We start from the raw sequence: 19,246 nt of genomic DNA, 5'->3' as shown, positions 1-19,246 counted from the left end.
GCGTCGCGAACGCGGTACGCCATCCCCATGCGCCGTTATCCCGACCGCCGCTCACGTCATCCCATACGCCGTCATGGCCGGGCTTGACCCGGCCATCCACGCCTTCCCACGCGCACTCGGCCAAGACGTGGATCCCCGGGCCAGGCCCGGGGATGACGGTGTTCTCGAATGAGGCTTTGCGGGGTCGGGTCGCCGCTACCGCGCCCCCTCAGCCGCCCACCATCGCCTCAAATCGCGCCGCGAGGGCTGCCGGCTCCCCCTTTAGCCGGAAGGTCTTGAGCCGTGCGGTGGCGCCGGAAACCAGTTCCACGCTGGAGGGCGCGACACCGGCCGCCTTGGCCAGCAGCCGGGCGATGGCGGCGTTGGCCTTGCCATCCTCCGGCGCGACCGACACGCGCAGCTTCAGCGCCCGGCGCCCGTCGGCGAGATCGACCAGCCCGTCTATCGCGTCGCGCCCGCCGCGCGGGGTGGCGCGCACGGTCACGGTGAGCCCGTCCGCCGCCGGCGTCCAGGCGTGCGGCGCTTCCCCGCTCACGGGCGTCCCCGGCCGTTCAGACGAACAGTTCAAAGACCAGGTTGCGGATGAAATACAGGCCGATGATCAGCACCACCGGCGAAATGTCGATGCCGCCGAGATTGGGCAGGATGCGGCGCAGCGGCGCCAGCACCGGCTCGGTCACGCGCCAGAGGAACTCGCCAATGCTGCGCACGATCGGGTTATGCGCGTTGACGACATTGAACGCCACCAGCCAGGACAGGATGGCCGAGGCGATGAGAATCCAGACGTAGAGGGTGATGATCGTGTCGAAAAGCCAGAGAAGCGAGTACATCGCGAGCCTCGAAGCGGGGCGCAGGGGCGGGAGTGTCGCAAGATGCTTAAAGGCGCGGCCGCCCGGCGGCAACCCCGTCGATTGACGCGGGCATCCGCGGCGCGCCGCGGGCTATGTCATTACCTGAGGAGCGCGCGCGGGCGGCTTTTCAACAGGCTGCCCCGAGGCTTTCGCGCTTGTGCGCGATAGCGGCGCGGGCGCCTTGACAGCGGGGCGGCGGCAACCGTACAAGGCGCGGCCTGACGCGTGGGGCCGTAGCTCAGTTGGGAGAGCGCTGCAATCGCACTGCAGAGGTCAGGGGTTCAAATCCCCTCGGCTCCACCATCCCACCGTCAGGCAGAACCCCATCCCGATCCGATTATCGACGACGCCCCACGGCGCGCATCCGCGCGTCGTGTCGCCAGCCGCCTGAGGGCAGGTCTCACTGAGGCCGGTCTGATTGAGGGCAGGTCGGGCAGGGTGCAGGATCTGGTGGCAGACTGGCGCTGCCGGCCGCTGGCCTGTGCAGGCCCCCTAAGCCGGCTTACTCGCCGGGGGACGACGGATGGCCCCGGCCGATGCCGGTATATTTGAAGCCGCGGCTGATGAGGTCGACGGGGGGGTAGATGTTGCGCAGGTCGACCACGGTCGGGCTCTTGAGCACGCTTTTCAGCCGGTCGAGATCCAGCGCGCGGAAGGCATCCCATTCGGTGACGATGACCAGGCAATCCGCCCCTTCGGCGCATTCATAGGCGCCGGAGGTGTAGATCACGCTGGGCGGCAGCACCTTGCGGGCCTCGTGCATCCCCTCCGGGTCATAGGCGCGCACGGTGACGCCGCGATCGACCAGCGACTGCACGATGTTGATCGCCGGGCTGTCGCGCATGTCGTCGGTGTTCGGCTTGAAGGTGAGGCCGAGCACGGCGACGGTGGCCCCGCGCGGCGGCACGTCGAGCGCCTCCAGCACCTTGCGGCCCATGGCGGCCTTGCGGGTCTCGTTGACCGTGGTGACGGTCTCGATCAGGCGCACCGGCGAGCCGGCCTCCTGCGCCGTGCGCATCAGCGCCAGCGTGTCTTTGGGGAAGCAGGAGCCGCCATAGCCGGGGCCGGCATGCAGGAACTTCGAGCCGATGCGGCCGTCGAGGCCGATGCCGCGTGCGACTTCCTGGACATTGCCGCCGACCTTCTCGCACAGATCCGCCATCTCGTTGATGAAGGTGATCTTCATCGCCAGGAAGGCGTTGCTGGCATATTTGATCAGCTCCGAGGTGTTGCGCTCGGTGAACAGGATCGGTGCGGCGTTGAGCGAGAGCGGGCGGTAGAGCGCGGCCATCACCTCGCGGGCGCGCGGATCGGTGGTGCCGATCACCACGCGGTCGGGGCGCTTGAAATCCTCGATCGCCGCGCCCTCGCGAAGGAATTCCGGGTTCGAGACCACGGCGATGTCCGCCTCCGGCGCCGCCTCGCGGATGATGTGCTCGAGGTCGGTGCCGGTGCCGACCGGCACGGTCGACTTGGTGACGACGACGGTGAAGCCTTCCGCGACCTGCGCGATCTCGCGCGCGGCGGCGTGGACATAGGACAGGTCGGCATGGCCGTCGCCACGGCGCGAGGGCGTGCCGACGGCGATGAACACCACTTCGGCTTCCTTCACCGCCTGGGTGAGGTCGGTGGCGAAGTCGAGCCGCCCGGCCTCGACATTGCGGCGCACGAGATCGTCGAGCCCCGGCTCATAGATCGGGATCTCCCCGCGGTTCAGCCGCTCGATCTTGCCGACATCCTTGTCGATGCAGGTCACGTGATGGCCGAAGTCCGAAAAGCACGTACCGGAAACAAGGCCGACATAGCCGGTACCGATCATTGCAACGCGCATGAAGTGATCCCATCCCCCAGAAAGCCGAAGCGCCGGCCGCCCCCCGCAGGCGGCATGTCGAGACGCGCTACGGACCTAGCAAATTCGCTGCCGAACGGCGAGGGGTGGCGCGTCTCCCGTTACCATTTCGTGGCGCCGTGCGGCATTTGGGAAAGCGGCGCGCTGCCGGCAAAATGTCGCGTTACGTCAAGGTGGACTGCTGACCTTCCGGCAGAAACAGGCGGTATAAATCGGAAATGAGGATAATCTTGTTTGAACTATTCTTATTTAGACCAATTCAAAAGAAGTCGTTACGAAATGTTTAGTTGACACTTCTGTCGCGTGGGCGGATGACCGCGACGTTCACGCCGCAGCACTGCGAAAATTGTTTCGATGAATTTGCTTCTCCCGCCCCGTGGCCGCGCCAGTGCCCGCCCCGCCTCCGTCCGCCCGGCGCCCGGATGGGGTGCGCGCGCCTGGCTGGCGCTCGCCGTGCTCGCTCTGTGGGCGGGGATGGCCGTGCCGTCGCGGGCCGAGATCGTGCTGACCGATCTGACCGGCCGGCAGGTGACGCTCGCAGCGCCCGCCCATCGCCTGCTGATCGACGATGGCCGCTTCCTCGTCGCGCTCGCCCTGATCCAGCCCGATCCGGTCGGCGTGCTCGCCGCCTGGCCGCGCGACATCAACCGGCTCGGCAAGAGCACCTATGACGCCTATCGCGCGAAATTCCCCGCCATCGACGCCCTCGCCAAGGTGGCGAGTTCGGCCGGGTCGATGTCGGTCGAGCAGGTGGTGGCGGCGCGGCCGGACCTCGCCGTGTTCTCGCTGGGTTCCCAGCCGAGCGGGGAGGAGCGCGCGCGTATCGAGGCCGCCGGCATCCCGGTGGTGGTGATCGACTTCTTCACCCACCCGCTGACCAATACCGAGCCGAGTCTGCGCCTGCTCGGGGCGGCGACCGGCGCGTCCGACAAAGCCGAAGCGTTCCTGGCCTTCCGGCGCGCCCGGTTCGCCGCGGTGACGGACAAGCTGGCCGACCTTCCGCCCACGCAGCGCCCGCGCGTCTTCCTGGAGCCGCATGCCGGCATGACGGCGGATTGCTGCAATTCGCCCGGCCGCGGCAATGTCGGCGAGATCATCGAGAGGGTCGGCGGCGACAATATCGGCGCGGCGGTCATCCCGCGCGCCTTCGGCAAGCTCAACCTCGAATATGTCATCGCCCAGGACCCGCAGGTCTATATCGCCACCGGCGGCAGCCATATGGAAGGCACCGGCGGCCTGCTGATCGGGCCGGAATACACGCCTGAGCGCGCCCGCGAGACGCTGGCCCGCGTCATCGCCCGGCCGGGCTTCGCGGGGCTGGCGGCGGTGCGCGACAAGCGGGTCCACGGCCTGTCGCACCAGATGCTCAATTCCGCGCTCGACCTCTTCACCGTCGAGATTCTCGCCAAGTGGATCCATCCCGAGCGTTTCCGCGACCTCGATGTCGACGCCACCGTCGCCGAGGTCAACGCCCGCTTCCTCGCGGTCCCCGTGGAGGGGCCGAACTGGATCGACCTCGATTGAACCGCGCCGCTCGCCGGGAGCGCCGTGCCGCCAACGACATCCCCAACGGAGTTACGCCATGCCCATCGACGCGACGCCTTCCCGGTCCCATTTGCCGTCCCGTTCGCGCTTCCTGCGCTCCGCCATGCTGTGCGCCACCGCGCTGGTCGCGCTTGGCGGCACGGCGCTGGCGGACCCTGAATTCGTCAAGCAGGTGAAGCCGGGCGCGGGCCTCTACGAGGTCGTGTTCAGCCCGGCGATGGGCCGCGTCTATGTCGCCGCCGCCGGCACGCGCGGGGCGACCGACACCCATGTGCTGGCGCTGGACCCGGCGACGCTGGAAACCAGGGAGGCCATCTCGCTGGGCGACGACCCGATGTTCGGGCTCGGCATCAACAACAAGACCAAGACGCTCTACGGCACCCAGACCCGCGACGGCTCGGTCGGCGTGATCGACCTCGCCACCGGCAAGGTCGTGGCCAAGCTCGCCAGGGGCGAAAAGGCCCATGTGCGCGAGGTCGCGGTCGACGAGGCGGCCAACCGCGCCTATGTCACCGTGCTCGGCATGCGCGACACGCCGAGCGCCATCTGGATCATCGACGGCGCGACCAACACCATCGTCGACACCATCGAGGGCCTGACCGGCGGCATTGCCGGCATCTCGCTGGATGCGAAGAACAACCGCCTGTTCCTCTCGGCCCTGCAGGCCAATGAGGTGGTGGTGCTCGACCTTGCCACCAAGAAGGTGACGAACCGCTACCCGTCGGGCGGCGAGGGCGCGATCAACCTGGTTTATGACGCCAGCGGCGATCAGGTGTTCGTCGCCAATCAGGGCTCGGGCGAACTCGCCGTGCTCGATGCCAAGGATGGCAAGCTGATCAAGAAGATCGCCACCGGCGCCGGCGCGCTGAGCGTCGCGCTCGATGCCAAGCGCAGCATTCTCTATGTCGCGAACCGCACGGCCGGCTTCGTCACGCTGGTCGACAGCAAGACGCTGGAGCCGATCGCCAATGTGGTGACGGGGTCCATGCCGCAGACCATCGCGCTCGATCCCGAAAGCGGCAACGCCTATGTGACGAACAAGCTCAAGAGCGTGCCGCGTCCGCGTCCGCCGGCTCCGCCCGCCGGCGCGCCGGCCGCTGCGGGTGCGCCTCCGGCGGGCAGCCCCACCCCGGTTGCTGCCGCCGCTCCCGCTGGTGCCCCGCCCGCAAATGCGCCTGCAGCTGGCGCGCCTCCCGCCGGGGCCCCTCCGGCTGGCGAGCGGGCCCGGCCGGTGCCGATGGTCGACCCCTTCGGCGACACCGTCACGCTGATCCGGCCCTGATCCGGCGCGCCCGGAGCTGGAATTGCCGAGCAACCTGCCGATGAGTGCGTGCTGATGAGTACCTGTCGATGAGTGCCTGCCCGAGCGGAGCGATGCGCATGCGCGGCATGAGGGACGAGCCTGCCGCGACGTGGCCGGCGCGGCCGGATGCCGCCGCTTCCCTGCCATTCGCTCTCGTCTCGGGGCGCGAGACGCTCATCGGCCGGGGCTGCCTCGGCCGTCTCGATCCCGGCGCGGCGCCTGTGCAGGCGCGCGTGCGGGACTATTTTGCCGCGCGGCCGGACGGGCCGCGTGTGCTGGTCGGCGCGCTGCCCTACGACATGGCTGCGCCCGCCTATCTGTTCCAGCCGGCGGAGCTGACCCGCCTCGCCGGCCGCTCGCCTCTCGCCCAAACCCTCCAGTCGGCCTTTCCGGCGGCGCCCCCGGCGGCCGCGCGGGATACGCTGCCGGCCCCGCACTGGCGGGTCATGGCCGAGCCGACGCTCCCCGCCTACCGCGCCGCCGTCGCGGCCGCGCTGGAGAAAATGGCGGATGGCGAGGATGATCTGCGCAAGATCGTGCTCTCGCGCAGCCTGCGCCTCGCCGCCGACCGGCCGATCGACGCCCGCGCGCTCCTGCGCATCCTCGCCCGCGACGAGAGCGTCACCACCTTCTGCGTGCCGGTATCGGGAGCGGAGGGGGACGGCGCCTTCATCGGCGCGACGCCGGAGCTGCTGATTTCCAAACGGGGCGAGGCGATCCTCTCCCACCCGCTGGCCGGCTCCGCGCGCCGCCATGCCGACCCGGCGCTGGACCGGGCCGCCGCGCAGGCGCTCGCCGTTTCCGAGAAGGACGGGCGCGAACACCGCGCCGTGGTCGAGGCGATTCTCGACCAGCTCGCGCCCTATTGCCTTGAACTCGGCACGCCCGAGGGCACGCAGATCACCTCGACCGCCACTATGTGGCACCTCGGCACCCGCATTGCCGGCCGCCTGCGCGACCCCGCGCTCTCCAGCCTGGAACTTGCGGCGCTGCTGCACCCGACGCCGGCCGTGTGCGGCACGCCGCGCCCGGCGGCGGCGCGGCTCATCGCGGAGCTGGAAGGCTATGATCGCGGCTTCTATGCCGGCGCCGTCGGCCATTGCGACGAGGCCGGGGACGGCGCCTGGCACGTCGCCATTCGCTGCGCGCGGATTGCCGGCGGCGAGGCGCGGCTTTATGCCGGGGCCGGCATCGTGCCGGGCTCCGATCCCATCGCTGAGGGGGAGGAGACTTCCGCCAAATTCGCCGCGCTGCTTCAGGCCTTCGGCATTGACGAGGATGGCCGTCCGCTGGAGGAAAAGGTCCCGTGATCCCGCTGCGACAGGTCTGGCCGCCGGAATGTGCCGCGCGCTACCGCGCCGCCGGCTATTGGCGCGGCGAGACCTTCACCTCGTTCCTGCGCCAGCGCGTGCGGGAGATGCCGGACCACATCGCGGTCGTCGGCGGGGAGGCGCGCTGGACTTTCGTGGAGCTTGAGGCCCGCGCGGAACGCATCGCCCGTGGCCTGCTGGCGCTGGGCTTTCAGCCCGGCGACCGGGTGGTGGTGCAGCTTCCCAACATCCCGGAATTTCTGTCGGTGGTGTTCGGCCTGTTCCGCGCCCGGCTGGTCCCGGTCTACGCGCTCCCCGCCCATCGCCAGATCGAGATCGCCCATTTCGCCCGCACGGCGGAAGCGCGCGGCTATATCGTGGCGCAGAACCATGACGGCTTCGACTATCGGACGCTGGCCCAGCAGGTCACCGCCGAGGTGCCGGCCGTGGAACATGTCGTGGTGGTCGGGGAGGGCGGAGACTTCCCCTCGCTCGACACGCTGCCCTCCGGCGAAGGCGTGGTGCTCCCCGAGGATGCCGACCCCTCGGAGGTCGCCTTCCTGCAGATTTCCGGCGGCTCGACGGGGCTCTCCAAGCTGATCCCGCGCACCCATGACGATTATATCTATTCGTTCCGGGCGAGCGCGGAGATCTGCCAGCTCAGCCCCGACAGCGTCTATCTCGCCGCGCTCCCCGTGGCGCATAATTTCCCCATGAGCTCGCCCGGCGTGTTCGGCGCGCTCTATGCGGGGTCGCGCATCGTGCTGGCGCCCTCGCCGAGCCCGGAAGCCGCGTTCCCGCTGATCGCCCGCGAGCGGGTGACCATCACCGGCCTCGTGCCGCCGCTCGCCCTGCTGTGGCTCCAGGCCGCGCCCACGACGACGCACGATCTGTCCTCGCTTCAGGTGCTGCAGGTCGGCGGGGCGAAGTTCCTGCCGGAATCGGCGCGCCGCGTGCGCCCGGTGCTCGGCTGCACGCTGCAGCAGGTGTTCGGCATGGCTGAAGGGCTGGTGAACTACACCCGCCTCGACGACCCCGACGAGATCATCGTCGAGACGCAGGGCCGGCCGATCAGCGACGCCGACGAGGTGCTGATCCTCGACGATGCGGGCCATCCCGTGCCCGAGGGCGAGGCCGGCAACCTGTTGACGCGCGGGCCCTACACGATCCGCGCCTACCACAATAATGACGGGGCCAATGCCCGCGCCTTCACGCCGGACGGCTATTACCGCACCGGCGACGTGGTGAAGCGCACCCCCGAGGGCTATCTCGTCGTGCAGGGCCGCGCCAGCGACCACATCAACCGCGCCGGCGAGAAGATCTCCGCCGAGGAGATCGAGGACCATCTGCTCGGCCACCCCAGCGTGTTCGACGCGGCGGTGGTGTCGCTGCCGGATGCGTTTTTGGGCGAGCGGTCCTGCGCCTTCATCATCGCGCAAGGCGAGAAGCCCAAGGCCGCCGCGCTGAAGGCATGGATGCGCACGCGCGGCCTCGCCGACTTCAAGGTGCCGGACCAGATCGTCTTCGTCGACGCCTTCGAGACGACCGCCGTCGGCAAGGTCTCGCGCAAGGAGCTGCGGGCGAATCTCCGCCGCCGCTTCCTCGAACAGGAGGCCGCCCGATGAGCGCCAAACCCGGCCTGCCGACGATTCCCCCCTACGATTTGCCGCGCCGCGAGGAACTCCCCACCCCGCGCGGGCCATGGAAGCTGGAGCGCGACCGCGCCGCGCTGCTGATCCACGACATGCAGAACTATTTCCTGCGCGTCTTCGCCCCCGATACTTCCCCGCTCGTGCCGGTGATCGCCCATATCGCCGCGCTGGCTGAGGCGGCGCGAGCGGCGGGCGTGCCGGTGTTCTACACCGCGCAGGAGGGCAATCAGGACCGGCGCGACCGCGGCCTTCAGGCTGACCTCTGGGGCCCCGGCATGAGCGGGGCGCCCGAGCACCAGCCGATCCATGCCGCGCTCGCCCCGCAGCCCGGCGACTTCGTGCTAGTGAAACACCGCTACAGCGCCTTCCAGCGCTCCAATCTGGAGACGCTGATGCGCGCGCGCGGCCGCGACCAGCTCGTCATCTGCGGCGTCTACGCCCATATCGGCTGCACGCTCACCGCCGCCGACGCCTTCATGCGCGACATCGAGCCCTTCCTGGTGGCCGATGCGCTGGCCGATTTCTCCCGCGCCAAGCATGACCTCGCCCTCGCCTATGCGGCGGATGTGTGCGCGGTGCCGCTTATGAGCGCGGATGTTCTGGAGGTGCTGTGATGGCCATCGAGCCCGGCGATATCACCCGCATCGTGGCCCCCGCTGCCCCGATCACCCGCGAGCGGATGCGCGCCGACATCGCCCGCATGCTGCATGAGGACCCCGACGAGATCGGCGGCGATGACAGCCTGATGGATCTCGGCCTCGATTCCATGCGCGCGATGAATCTCGTGCTGACCTGGAGCGAGGGCGGGCTGGAGCTGGAATTTTCCGACTTCGCGGAAACCCCGACGCTGAATGGCTGGTGGGCGCTCATCAGCGCCAAACAGGCCGCGCGGGCCTGATTGCATGACGGGAACCCCTGAGGCCGAGACTTTCCCGCTCGCCGAGGCGCAGGCGGGGCTGTGGTACGCGCAGCGTCTCGACCCGGCCAACCCGCTGTTCCATGCCGGCCAGTATATCGAGCTGACCGGCCCGCTGGACCGCGCGGCCTTCGCCGCCGCGCTGGCGCAGCTGGTCGAGGAGGCTGACGCGCTCTCCCTGCGTATGATCGACGACCCCGCAGGGCCGCGCCAGTGTCTCGATCCGGCGCACCGCCCGGCGCTGGAGCTGATCGACCTTGCCGATGCGCCCGATCCGCTGGCGGCGGCGCTGGCGGATATTGCCCGCGACATGGCGACCCCGCTCGACCCGACCCGCGACCCGCTCGCCGCGCAGCGGCTGTTCGTCCTTGGCCCCAGCAGGCACATCTGGCAGCAGCGCGTCCACCATCTCGCCATTGATGGTTATGGAATCATCCTGCTCACCCAGCGCGTGGCCGAACTGTACAACGCCGCCCGTACCGGGAACGCGCCCGGCAACCCTCTGCCCTCGGTGCGGGTCGCGCTCAATGAGGACGCCGCCTACCGCGCCTCGGAAAAGCGGGCGGCCGATGGCGCCTATTGGCAGGCCCTGTTCGCCGACCGGCCGGAAGTGGCGAGCCTCGCGGCGGGTAATCCGGCGAGCGCCTTCACCTTCCATCGCCGCGCGGTGGAGATCGATCGCGCCGCCTTCGCCCGGCTGCGCGCGCTGGGCGACCGCGTGAACGTGCCATGGCCGGATGTCGTCACCGCGCTCGCCGCCGCCTATGTCCAGCGCCATACGGCGACGCCCGAGGTGGTGGTCGGGGTGCCCTTCATGGCCCGCATGGGCAGCGCGGCGGCGCGCGTGCCGGCCATGCTGATGAATGTGCTGCCGCTGCGCGTCGCGGTGCCGGCCGGCGCGCCGCTGGCGGATTATCTGACGGGGGTCGCCAGGAGCCTCACCCGCGCCCGCCGCCATGGGCGCTACCGCAGCGAGCAGCTGCGCCGCGACCTCAAGCTGATCGGCGGCCAGCGGCGGCTGCACGGCCCGCTCATCAACCTGCTGCCCTTCGACGAGAAACCCCGCTTTGCCGGGCTGGAGAGCCGGCTGGAGGTGCTGAGCACCGGGCCGGTGGAGGACATCACCTTCACCTTCCGCCTGCACGGCACGGACGGGCTGCGGCTTGAGGTCGACGCCAACCCGGACCTCTATGATGCGGGGAGCGTCGAGGCCCATGCGGCGCGCCTCGCGCAGTTCATCGCTGCTGCGAGCGACGCGGATACGCTCGACACGGTGCCGACCGCGACGCCCGAGGAAGCCCATTGGGCGCTGGTGACGCTCAACGCCACCGATCACCCGGTGCCCGACACCACGCTCGCCGCCCTGATCGAGGCGCGGATGCGGGAGACGCCCGACGCTCCCGCCCTGCGCTTCGAGGGCCAGACGCTGGACTATGCGACGCTCGATGCCCGCTCGCGCGCGCTGGCCGAGGCGCTGGCCGAACGGGGCATCGGCCGTGAGGACATCGTCGTGGTGGCGCTGCCGCGCTCGCTGGAACTGGTGATCGCGCTTCTCGCCATCATCCGCGCGGGCGCCGCCTATCTGCCGGTCGATCTCGCCCAGCCGGATGCGCGGCTCGCCCGCATCCTCGCCTCCGCCTCCCCGAAGCTGGTTTTGGCGCGGGAGGGCGATGCGCCGCGCTTTGCCGGCGTTCCCGTGCTCTCGCCCGCCGCCTGGCCGCGCGATCCCACCGGCACCCCTCTGGCGGGCCCCAAGCCCGGTGACGCGGCCTATGTGATCTACACCTCCGGCTCGACCGGCGAGCCGAAGGGCGTCGTCATCGAGCACCGCGCCATCGTCAACCGGCTGGAATGGATGCGGGAGCATTACGCTTTCACGCCCGCCGACATCATCCTGCAGAAGACCCCGGCGACCTTCGACGTGTCGGTGTGGGAATTCTTCCTGCCCTTCCTCACCGGCTGCACGCTGGTCGTCGCCCCGCCGGAGGCGCATCGCGATCCCGTGGCGCTCGCCCGCCTCATCCGCGCCGAGGCCATCACGACAGCGCATTTCGTGCCCTCCATGCTCGCCGCCTTCCTCGCCGAGCCGAGTGCGCAGGGGCTGAGCCTTGCCCGCGTGTTCTGCTCCGGCGAGGAGCTGCCGGCGGATCTGCGCGACCGCTTCCACCGCACGCTCAAGGCCGAGCTGCACAATCTCTACGGGCCGACCGAGGCGGCGGTGGATGTGAGCTACTGGCCCGCCGCGCGCGACGACCGCTCGCTCTCCGTGCCGATCGGCTTTCCGGTGTGGAACACGCGGCTCTATGTGCTGGACGAGCAGGGCCGCCCGCAGCCGCCGAATGTGGCGGGTCATCTCTATCTCGGCGGGGTGCAGCTCGCGCGCTTCTATCTCGGCCGCCCGGACCTCACGGCCGAGCGTTTTGTCGCCGACCCGCACCAGCCGGGCGAACGCATCTACGCGACGGGCGATCTCGCGCTCATCCGCCCGGATGGCGCGGTGGTCTATCTCGGCCGCTCGGATCACCAGATCAAGATTCGCGGCCTGCGCATCGAGCTCGGCGAGATCGAGGCGGCGGTGATGGCCTCCGGCCTTGTGCGGCAGGCCGGCATTGTCGCGCGCGAGGATCGCGGCACCAAGCGCATCGTCGCCTATGTCGTGCCCGAGCCCGGCGCGGACCTCGCCATCCTCAAGGCGCGCGTGGCCGCCAAGGTGCCGGACTATATGGTGCCCGCCGCCTTCGTGGCCCTCGACGCGCTGCCGGTGAACGCCAATGGCAAGCTGGATCGTGGTGCGCTGCCCGCCCCAGATTTCGCGGGAACCGGCCAGCGCGTGCCGGAAACGCCGACCGAGCAGCGCCTCGCCGCTTTGTTCGCCGACCAGCTTCAGCTCGCCACGCCCATCGCGGCGGAAGATGATTTCTTCACGCTGGGCGGGGATTCGCTCGCTGCCGTCGCGCTGCTGCTCAGGGTGCGCGAGGCGTTCGGCCGCGATCCCGGCCTTGGCGCGCTGTTCGCCCAGCCGAGCGTCGAAGGCTTCGCCCGGCTGATCGATGCGGAAGGGCAGGGCGAGGATTCAGGTCTCGACCCGCTGATCACGCTGGTGGCGGGCGATCCCGCTCTGCCGCCGCTGTTCGCCATCCACCCGGCCGGCGGCATTTCCTGGTGCTATGGCCGGCTCGCCCGCGCCTTGGCGCCGCGCCGCACGGTCTACGGCCTTCAGGCGCCCGCTCTGGCGCCGGACGGGGCGGTGCCTTCGAGCCTTGAGGCGCTGGCCGCCGATTATGTCGCGCGCATCCGGGCCATCAGCCCGGAAGGCCCCTATCATCTGCTCGGCTGGTCGGTCGGCGGCATCATCGCGCAGGCCATGGCGGTGCGGCTGCGCGATCTCGGCTGTGAGGTCGGGCTCGTGGTGATGCTCGATTCCTACCCCTGCGACGTCTGGCGCGGCGAACCGGACCCCGGCGAGGACGGCGCGCTCAAGGCGCTGATCGCCATTGCCGGCCACGATCCCGACCGGCTGCCGGCGCTGGCGCTCACCCGCGCCTCCGTGCTCGCCTTCCTGCGCGCCTCTGACAGCCCGCTCGGGCGCCTGCCCGATGCCGCGCTCGACGGCGTGGTGCGGGTGGTCGCCGGCAATAACCGTCTGGTGCGCAGCCATCATCACCGCCGCTATGACGGCACGATCACCCATATCCGCGCCGGGCTCGACCATCAGGGCCGCCACCTCTCCCCCGACCAGTGGCGGGCCTATGCCCGTGAGGTCGCGGTGATCGAGGTGCCGGCGCTGCACGCCCATCTCACCGGGCCGGAGGCGACCGCGCACATCGCCCCCACGCTCGCCCGCCTGCTGGCGGCGGAAGATTTCAAGGAGCCGACATGCGCGACAGCGGTCTGAACGGCAAGCTCGCCCTCGTCACCGGCGCGGCCGGCGGCATCGGCGCGGCGGTGGTGCGCCTTCTCGTGGAGGAGGGCGCCCGCGTCGTCGCCACCGATAGTGACGAGGCGGGGGTGAAGGCGCTCGCCAGCGAGTTCGGCGACGCGGTGACGCCGTTCCGGCTGGATGTGGCCTCGTCAGTGGATGTCACTGCACTGATCGGCCTGATCGTCCACCACATCGGCCCCATCGACCTGCTCGCCAACGTTGCCGGCGTGCTCTCCAACACGGTGGTGACGGAGCTCACCGATGCCGAGTGGGAGCGGGTGCTAAGTATCAATGCAGGCGGGGTTTTTCGCGTCAGCCGGGAGGTCGCGAAGGTCATGCAGGCGAGGAAGCGCGGGGCCATCGTGACGGTATCATCGAACGCCGCCGGCATCCCCCGCCACGCCATGTCGGCCTACGCGGCCTCAAAAGCCGCCGCCACCATGTTCACCCGCTGCCTCGGGCTGGAGCTCGCAAGTCACGGAATTCGCTGCAATATTGTCGCTCCGGGCTCGACCCTGACGCCCATGCAGACCGGCATGTGGGGGGATGAGAACGGCGCCGCGCGGGTCATCGCCGGCACGCCGGAGACCTTCAAGGCCGGCATTCCGCTCGGCAAGCTGGCGACGCCCGAGGAGGTAGCGGAGTCGGTGGTGTTCCTGCTGTCCGACCGCGCCAGCCACATCACCATGACCGATCTCTATGTCGATGGCGGCGCCACGCTGCGCGGCTAAGTGTTTGATCCGACGACTAAAGCGCGCGGTCGACGATGACCTGGAGGAAGCCGCGCGAGCAGGCCTCGACCCGCGCCTCGACCTTGTAGACGCGCGCCAGCGTGGCCGGCGTGATCGCCTGTGCCGGACTACCGTCTGCGGCGATAGCGCCTTGTTCCAGAACGATAATCCGCTGCGCATAGCGCGCCGCCTGGGCGATGTCGTGGAGTACGATGATGACGATGATGCCGCGTTCGCGTGCGAGTTCTTCCACCAGCTGCATCACCCGCAACTGGTGGTGAATGTCGAGCGCACTCGTCGGCTCGTCCAGCAGCAGCACCGAAGGTTCGCGCACGATGGATTGGGCGAGGCTGGCCAACTGGCGCTGGCCGCCGGACAGTTCGTCGAGGCCGCGCATGGCGAGGTCGGAAATGTCAAGCCTTTCCAATGCGTTGAGAGCGCGCAGCCGTGCTTGCGCAGGCGATTTGCTGCCCTCCTCCCCGGACATGAGCGCACTCAGCGTGGCCTCAAGCACGGTCAGCGCCACGCGCTGCGGCAGGGCCTGCGGCATATAGGTGACGTGGCGGGCGTGACCGGCGACGGACAGTGAGGCCAACTCCACATCATCCAGACGGATCGATCCCTTGGCCGGCACCAGTCCGGCGAGGGCCCGCAGCAGCGTGGTCTTGCCGGCGGCGTTGGGGCCGATCAGGGCCGTCACGGAGCCGCCGGAAATCTCTTTTATATCAAGACCTTCGATAATAGGGCGGCGACCGTAGCCGACCGACAGGCCCGTCACATGCAGCGCCATCACAGCCGCTCCCGGCGCGTGAAGATGAGCGCCATGAAGAACGGCACGCCGATCAGCGCGGTGACGATGCCGACCGGGAGGAGGGCGCCGGGGACCAGGGTCTTGGACGCCACGGAGGCCAGCGACATGATGGACGCTCCCGCTAACATACTGGCAGGCAAGAAGAATCGGTGATCTTCGCCGACCAGGATGCGGGCGATGTGGGGGGCGACCAGGCCGATGAAGCCGATGGTCCCGACAAAGGCCACGCAGGTGCCGGCGAGCAGGCTCACCCGGAGCAGCGAGAAGAAGCGCAACCTCTTGACGGATATACCGAAAGACCGCGCGCGATCCTCCCCCAGCCGCAGCGCGGTCATGCGCCAGGAGGCGGCCAGCGAGTACGGTGAGGTGACCAGTGCGACCAGTGCGAGCACGCCGAGCTTGCCCCAGCTGGCGCGCGACAGGCTCCCCATGCTCCAGAACACCAGCTGCTGCAGCGCCTCCTGGCTGGCGACGAACTGGATCAGCGCCACCAGCGCGTTGAAGGTGAACACCAGCGCGATGCCGAACAGCACCAGCGTCTCCACCCCCGTGCCGCGCATCCCGGCGAGCACCTGCAGCAGCAGCACCGAGCCGAAGGCAAAGATGAAGGCGAACAGCGGCAGGTTCCACTCGGCCGGCAGGAGCGGCAGGCTCGCCCCCATCACCAGCGCCAGTGCCGCGCCGAAGGAGGCGGCCGAGGAGACGCCCAGCGTGAACGGGCTGGCCAGCGGGTTGTTGAGAATGGTCTGCATCTCCGCCCCGGCGAGCGCCAGCGCGGCGCCGACCAGTACCGCCATCAGCGCATAGGGCAGGCGGACCTGCCAGATGATGACGCGGGCGGGCCCGTCGAGCGAGGCGGGGTCGAGAATGCCGGCGATGACATCGCCGAGCGGCAGGCGGGAAGGACCGGTGGCGATGTCGAACAGCAGGGCGACGAGCATCAACGCGCCGAGCCCGACGACGATGAGGACGCGCCGGCGCACCAGCCGCGCATAGGCGGCAAGTTCGGTGGCGTGGGGCGAGATGTCGGTCATGCGGTCTCCGGCGCCCCCGCGCACATTCCGCGTCGGACATGAACGGTTCTGCATGAGCCTCCCCAAGGGGTCAAGCTCATGGCAGAGAAAGCAAATTCCTTGGAATCGTTTCAGTCTGGACGCCGCCGGCGGCGCCGCTGCGTCACGTCGGCGGCCGTTCTCCCGGCAGGCCCGCGCACCCCCTTGCGCGCGGCGCCGCATCGGCTAGAGCAGGGGTGCCCGCCGCTTATCCGGGCAGGGAGCCGCCATGCCCGCTTTGACCGTTCCCGATGCCGAGTGGTTCGATCTCGCTCCCGCGCGCGGGGGGGCGGCCTACCGCATTTTCCTCGCCCGCCCGCGCGGCGCGCCGCCGCCCGGCGGCTTTCCGCTGATGCTGATGCTCGACGCCAATGCCGCTTTCGCCACCTTTGTCGAGGTGATGCGGCGCGGCGCCGGCCGGCCGCAGGCGACTGGCATCGAGGACATCGTACTGGTCGGCATCGGCTATCCCGAGGATGAGGACAGGAGCGCGCGCCGCACCGTCGACTATACGGCCGGGCCGAGCGCCGAGATGCGCGCCGACCCTCCCGCCTCGCGCCGCACGACGGGCGGGCGCGATGCCTTTCTCGCCGTCATCAAGGAGGAGGTGCTGCCACGCATCGCCACGATGATTCCGGTCGATACGGCCCGGCGGACGCTGTTCGGCCATTCGCTTGGTGGCTGGTTCACGCTCGATGTGGCGCTGCGCGATCCCACCGCCTTCGCCGCCTATGTGGCGGTCAGCCCGTCCATCTGGTGGGATGAGCCACGGCTCATCGAGGGGCTGGCGCGGGCGCAGGGGCAGCCGCTGCGGCTGTCGCTGATGGTCGGCGAGTGGGAGGAGGCGATGGCGCCCTGGCAGCTTGGTGGGCCGTCGAGCGCGGACATGGCCGCCCGCCGCGCCGCGCGCGGCATGGTGAGCCGTGCGGAAGCCTTCGCGGCGCGCGCCGCCGCGCAACTCGGCCCCTTGGCGCAGGTGGAGTTCACCCTGCTCGCCGGGGAGGACCACGCTTCGGTGCTCCCCCCCGCCATGGCCCGCGCCCTGCGCTTCGCGCAGCGGTGAAGTCAGGGGCGTCAGGGGCGCGTGGCGCACCCTTCTTCTTCCCGGCAAGCCGTGGATGCGCCGCGCCAAAGACGTGGATCCCCGGGTCAAGCCCGGGGATGACGGTGTTCTTGGTGGCGCTCGCCGGACCCGATGTGCGCCCGACGCATTTTCGCCAATCGACGTCGTGGCCGGGCTTGACCCGGCCATCCACGCCTTGCCGCAGGAGCGCCGCGCCCAATCGTGACTTGCAACGGCAGGCGGGGTGGCTAGTTGTACCGCCATCGAACCACGGGATGCCCGCCAATGACTGCCGCCACTTCCGCTCCCGCCTCCTCCGCGTCGCGCTCCGTGCAGATCGCCGCCGGGCTCATCGTCGCGGTGGCGGCGGCCGGCACGCTGGCCGGCGCCTGGTATTTCCAGCTTGTCGTCGGGCTGGCCCCGTGCCCGCTCTGCCTGGAGCAGCGCATTCCCTATTATGTCGGCGTGCCGCTCGCCCTTGTGGCGGTGGCCCTCGCCGCCGCCGGCAAATCGTCCCATGCGCGCATGGCGCTGTCGCTGACCGGCATGCTGATGGCGCTGGCGGCGTGCCTGGCGATCTACCATGCCGGCGTCGAATGGGGGTTCTGGGCGGGGCCGGATGCGTGCTCGGGCAGCGGCCCGGCGCTGTCCACCGGCAACATGCTGGACAGCCTGCAGAGCGCACGGGTGGTGCGCTGCGACGAGGCGCCGTGGCGGCTGTTCGGGCTCTCGCTGGCCGGCTACAACGCCTTCATCGCCGTGGCGCTGACCCTGGTGGCGCTGCGCGGGGCCGTGACGCGCTGACGGCGCGCGTTCCGCCCGAGGATCGCCTCGGTATCTGCGGCCGGGGCTACGGATCGAGTTCGGTGTCCCAGTAGAGATAGTCCATCCAGCTATCGTGCAGATAGTTCGGCGGGAAGTGCCGGCCGTTCTGGTGCAGATCGAACACCGAGGGCTGGAAGGGGCGCTGGCGGGGAATCATGCTGGCTTCCGCCGGCATCCGGCTGCCCTTGCGCAGATTGCAGGGCGAGCAGGCCGCGACCACATTCTCCCAGGTCGTCTGACCGCCGCGCGAGCGGGGGATGACGTGATCGAAGGTCAGGTCGTCGCGCGCATTGCAGTACTGGCAGGTGAAGCGGTCGCGCAGGAAGACGTTGAACCGGGTGAAGGCCGGCTGGCGCACCGGGTGGATGAACGCCTTGAGCGAGACCACGCTCGGCAGGCGCATCTGGAAGGTCGCGCTGGAGACCTGGCGTTCGTAATATTCGACGATGTTGACCCGATCGAGGAACACCGCCTTGATCGCGTCCTGCCAGGACCAGACCGAGAGGGGGTAATAGCTCAGAGGCCGATAATCGGCGTTGAGCACGAGGGCAGGCCAGGCACCCGGAGACAATGTCGCCGTCAACACTCGCTCCCTGTAAAAGGGCGCCGGCTCGGCGACTCGAGCGCCGTCCGACGCACGGCGATAGTCTATATTTAGCGTGTCAATCTTGTGAAGCGGCGAATGCGGGTGCGCGACATCACGTCGTCGATCAGGGCCCGCAACAGCCGGCGCGGTGCTTCAGCCCCGGAGCACCTCGGCGAGGAAGTCGCCGGCAAGACGCAGGCCCACCGGATCAATGCCGTGGCCGAGGCCGGGCGAGAGATGCGAGCGCAGGCGGATGCCGCGCGCCGACAGGCTCTCCACCGCGCGCGGCAGATAGGACGGGGCGATGGTCTCGTCGCGGTCGCCATGGACCAGCAGCACCGGCGGGCGGCCGGTGATCTCCGTGTCGAAGGCGTCGAGCCCGCGCTCGGTCGGCAGCACATGGATGCCGGAGAAGCCGACAAGCCCGGCAGGGGCTTCCCGGCGGCGCAGGCCGGTATGCAGCGCCATCATGGCGCCCTGGCTGAAGCCGACCAGGGCGAGCCGGTTGCCGGGCAGGCCGAGCCGGGTCAGTTCCGTGTCGAGAAAGGCATCGAGCGTGCGGTGGGCGCTCTGCACCCCGGTCCAGCGTTCGGCATCGTTGCGCTCGACATAGCCGAACCATTGCCGGCCGATGGGAGCGATGGCGAGCGGCTCGGGCGCGTGCGGCGAGACGAAGGCGGCGTCGGGCAGGAGCTGTGACCAGATCTGGCCGAGGTCGATCAGGTCGCGCCCATCCGCGCCATAGCCATGCAGCAAGACGACGAGCGAGGTCGCCGGGCGGCCGGAGCGGGGGGCGAGATGGGGGCCGTCGAGAGGCGTTTCGGGCATGG

At 69.7% G+C, this 19,246-nt stretch carries 17 protein-coding genes and 1 tRNA gene; 11 read left to right on the top strand and 7 right to left on the bottom strand.

What is annotated here, in order from left to right:
* Positions 1–208: 208 nt before the first annotated feature.
* A complete protein-coding gene (locus tag KIP89_RS02285) occupies positions 209–535 on the bottom strand; it encodes a DUF167 family protein (RefSeq protein ID WP_213753792.1) in 327 nt (108 codons plus the stop codon).
* A 16-nt stretch (positions 536–551) separates the two neighbouring features.
* On the bottom strand, positions 552–830 hold the full coding sequence (locus tag KIP89_RS02280) for a YggT family protein (RefSeq protein ID WP_213753791.1): 279 nt from the start codon (positions 828–830) through the stop codon (positions 552–554).
* A 248-nt stretch (positions 831–1,078) separates the two neighbouring features.
* Between KIP89_RS02280 and KIP89_RS02275 the strand changes: the two genes are divergently transcribed.
* Positions 1,079–1,154: transfer RNA gene (locus tag KIP89_RS02275), tRNA-Ala, on the top strand.
* 199 nt (positions 1,155–1,353) lie between these two features.
* Here KIP89_RS02275 and KIP89_RS02270 read toward each other — a convergent pair.
* Positions 1,354–2,682, bottom strand: a complete 1,329-nt coding sequence (locus KIP89_RS02270) for a UDP-glucose dehydrogenase family protein (protein WP_213753790.1) — start codon at positions 2,680–2,682, stop codon at positions 1,354–1,356.
* A gap of 372 nt (positions 2,683–3,054) precedes the next feature.
* Here KIP89_RS02270 and KIP89_RS02265 point away from each other — a divergent pair, with 372 nt between their 5' ends.
* The 8 genes from KIP89_RS02265 to KIP89_RS02230 all read left to right on the top strand — a co-directional run bounded on the left by KIP89_RS02265 (position 3,055) and on the right by KIP89_RS02230 (position 14,079).
* Positions 3,055–4,224, top strand: coding sequence for an ABC transporter substrate-binding protein (locus KIP89_RS02265; protein WP_213753789.1), 1,170 nt, complete (start codon positions 3,055–3,057; stop codon positions 4,222–4,224).
* Positions 4,225–4,282: 58 nt separating this feature from the next.
* A complete protein-coding gene (locus KIP89_RS02260) occupies positions 4,283–5,527 on the top strand; it encodes a YncE family protein (RefSeq protein WP_213753788.1) in 1,245 nt (414 codons plus the stop codon).
* A 98-nt stretch (positions 5,528–5,625) separates the two neighbouring features.
* The gene (locus KIP89_RS02255) at positions 5,626–6,858 is read left to right on the top strand and encodes an isochorismate synthase (protein WP_250152148.1); all 1,233 of its coding nucleotides are present in this window, start codon (positions 5,626–5,628) and stop codon (positions 6,856–6,858) included.
* Positions 6,855–8,483, top strand: a complete 1,629-nt coding sequence (locus tag KIP89_RS02250) for a (2,3-dihydroxybenzoyl)adenylate synthase (RefSeq protein WP_213753787.1) — start codon at positions 6,855–6,857, stop codon at positions 8,481–8,483. Before KIP89_RS02255 ends, KIP89_RS02250 begins: the two co-directional genes overlap by 4 nt.
* Entirely contained in the window at positions 8,480–9,124 is a 645-nt protein-coding gene (locus KIP89_RS02245; protein ID WP_213753786.1) for an isochorismatase family protein, read from the top strand. The genes KIP89_RS02250 and KIP89_RS02245 overlap by 4 nt, the downstream gene beginning before the upstream one ends.
* Positions 9,124–9,408 (top strand): phosphopantetheine-binding protein, encoded by a 285-nt coding sequence (locus tag KIP89_RS02240; RefSeq protein ID WP_213753785.1) that lies wholly within the window; start codon positions 9,124–9,126, stop codon positions 9,406–9,408. The genes KIP89_RS02245 and KIP89_RS02240 overlap by 1 nt, the downstream gene beginning before the upstream one ends.
* Before the next feature lie 4 nt (positions 9,409–9,412).
* Positions 9,413–13,321, top strand: coding sequence for a non-ribosomal peptide synthetase (locus KIP89_RS02235; protein ID WP_213753784.1), 3,909 nt, complete (start codon positions 9,413–9,415; stop codon positions 13,319–13,321).
* Positions 13,303–14,079: a 2,3-dihydro-2,3-dihydroxybenzoate dehydrogenase gene (locus KIP89_RS02230; RefSeq protein WP_213753783.1), complete on the top strand. Its 777-nt coding sequence runs from the start codon at positions 13,303–13,305 to the stop codon at positions 14,077–14,079. Before KIP89_RS02235 ends, KIP89_RS02230 begins: the two co-directional genes overlap by 19 nt.
* Positions 14,080–14,095: 16 nt before the next feature.
* On the opposite strand, the gene KIP89_RS02225 is transcribed toward KIP89_RS02230, so the two are convergent.
* Positions 14,096–14,869 (bottom strand): ABC transporter ATP-binding protein, encoded by a 774-nt coding sequence (locus KIP89_RS02225; protein ID WP_213753782.1) that lies wholly within the window; start codon positions 14,867–14,869, stop codon positions 14,096–14,098.
* A complete protein-coding gene (locus KIP89_RS02220) occupies positions 14,869–15,924 on the bottom strand; it encodes a FecCD family ABC transporter permease (protein WP_213753781.1) in 1,056 nt (351 codons plus the stop codon). The genes KIP89_RS02225 and KIP89_RS02220 overlap by 1 nt, the downstream gene beginning before the upstream one ends.
* A gap of 247 nt (positions 15,925–16,171) precedes the next feature.
* On the opposite strand from KIP89_RS02220, the gene KIP89_RS02215 reads away from it, so the two are divergent.
* Positions 16,172–17,005 carry an alpha/beta hydrolase gene (locus KIP89_RS02215; protein WP_213753780.1) on the top strand — a complete coding sequence of 278 codons (834 nt, stop codon included), beginning with the start codon at positions 16,172–16,174 and terminating at the stop codon, positions 17,003–17,005.
* A 285-nt stretch (positions 17,006–17,290) separates the two neighbouring features.
* Complete coding sequence (locus tag KIP89_RS02210) at positions 17,291–17,809, top strand: disulfide bond formation protein B (RefSeq protein WP_213753779.1); 519 nt, start codon at positions 17,291–17,293, stop codon at positions 17,807–17,809.
* Positions 17,810–17,855: 46 nt separating this feature from the next.
* On the opposite strand, the gene KIP89_RS02205 is transcribed toward KIP89_RS02210, so the two are convergent.
* Complete coding sequence (locus tag KIP89_RS02205) at positions 17,856–18,413, bottom strand: HNH endonuclease (protein WP_213753778.1); 558 nt, start codon at positions 18,411–18,413, stop codon at positions 17,856–17,858.
* 156 nt (positions 18,414–18,569) lie between these two features.
* Positions 18,570–19,244, bottom strand: a complete 675-nt coding sequence (locus KIP89_RS02200) for an alpha/beta hydrolase (protein ID WP_213753777.1) — start codon at positions 19,242–19,244, stop codon at positions 18,570–18,572.
* Positions 19,245–19,246: the final 2 nt, after the last annotated feature.

The sequence above is a fragment of the Ancylobacter radicis genome, from assembly GCF_018449475.1.
Taxonomy (GTDB): Bacteria; Pseudomonadota; Alphaproteobacteria; order Rhizobiales; family Xanthobacteraceae; genus Ancylobacter; species Ancylobacter radicis.
This window is presented reverse-complemented; position numbering and strand designations above follow the sequence as displayed.

Coding starts and splice junctions, on each gene's coding strand:
- KIP89_RS02280 (WP_213753791.1), bottom strand. CDS start 830: ATGTACTCGCTTCTCTGGCTTTTCGACACGATCATCACCCTCTACGTC.
- KIP89_RS02270 (WP_213753790.1), bottom strand. CDS start 2,682: ATGCGCGTTGCAATGATCGGTACCGGCTATGTCGGCCTTGTTTCCGGT.
- KIP89_RS02265 (WP_213753789.1), top strand. CDS start 3,055: ATGAATTTGCTTCTCCCGCCCCGTGGCCGCGCCAGTGCCCGCCCCGCC.
- KIP89_RS02260 (WP_213753788.1), top strand. CDS start 4,283: ATGCCCATCGACGCGACGCCTTCCCGGTCCCATTTGCCGTCCCGTTCG.
- KIP89_RS02255 (WP_250152148.1), top strand. CDS start 5,626: ATGCGCGGCATGAGGGACGAGCCTGCCGCGACGTGGCCGGCGCGGCCG.
- KIP89_RS02245 (WP_213753786.1), top strand. CDS start 8,480: ATGAGCGCCAAACCCGGCCTGCCGACGATTCCCCCCTACGATTTGCCG.
- KIP89_RS02240 (WP_213753785.1), top strand. CDS start 9,124: ATGGCCATCGAGCCCGGCGATATCACCCGCATCGTGGCCCCCGCTGCC.
- KIP89_RS02235 (WP_213753784.1), top strand. CDS start 9,413: ATGACGGGAACCCCTGAGGCCGAGACTTTCCCGCTCGCCGAGGCGCAG.
- KIP89_RS02230 (WP_213753783.1), top strand. CDS start 13,303: ATGCGCGACAGCGGTCTGAACGGCAAGCTCGCCCTCGTCACCGGCGCG.
- KIP89_RS02225 (WP_213753782.1), bottom strand. CDS start 14,869: ATGGCGCTGCATGTGACGGGCCTGTCGGTCGGCTACGGTCGCCGCCCT.
- KIP89_RS02220 (WP_213753781.1), bottom strand. CDS start 15,924: ATGACCGACATCTCGCCCCACGCCACCGAACTTGCCGCCTATGCGCGG.
- KIP89_RS02215 (WP_213753780.1), top strand. CDS start 16,172: ATGCCCGCTTTGACCGTTCCCGATGCCGAGTGGTTCGATCTCGCTCCC.
- KIP89_RS02210 (WP_213753779.1), top strand. CDS start 17,291: ATGACTGCCGCCACTTCCGCTCCCGCCTCCTCCGCGTCGCGCTCCGTG.
- KIP89_RS02200 (WP_213753777.1), bottom strand. CDS start 19,244: ATGCCCGAAACGCCTCTCGACGGCCCCCATCTCGCCCCCCGCTCCGGC.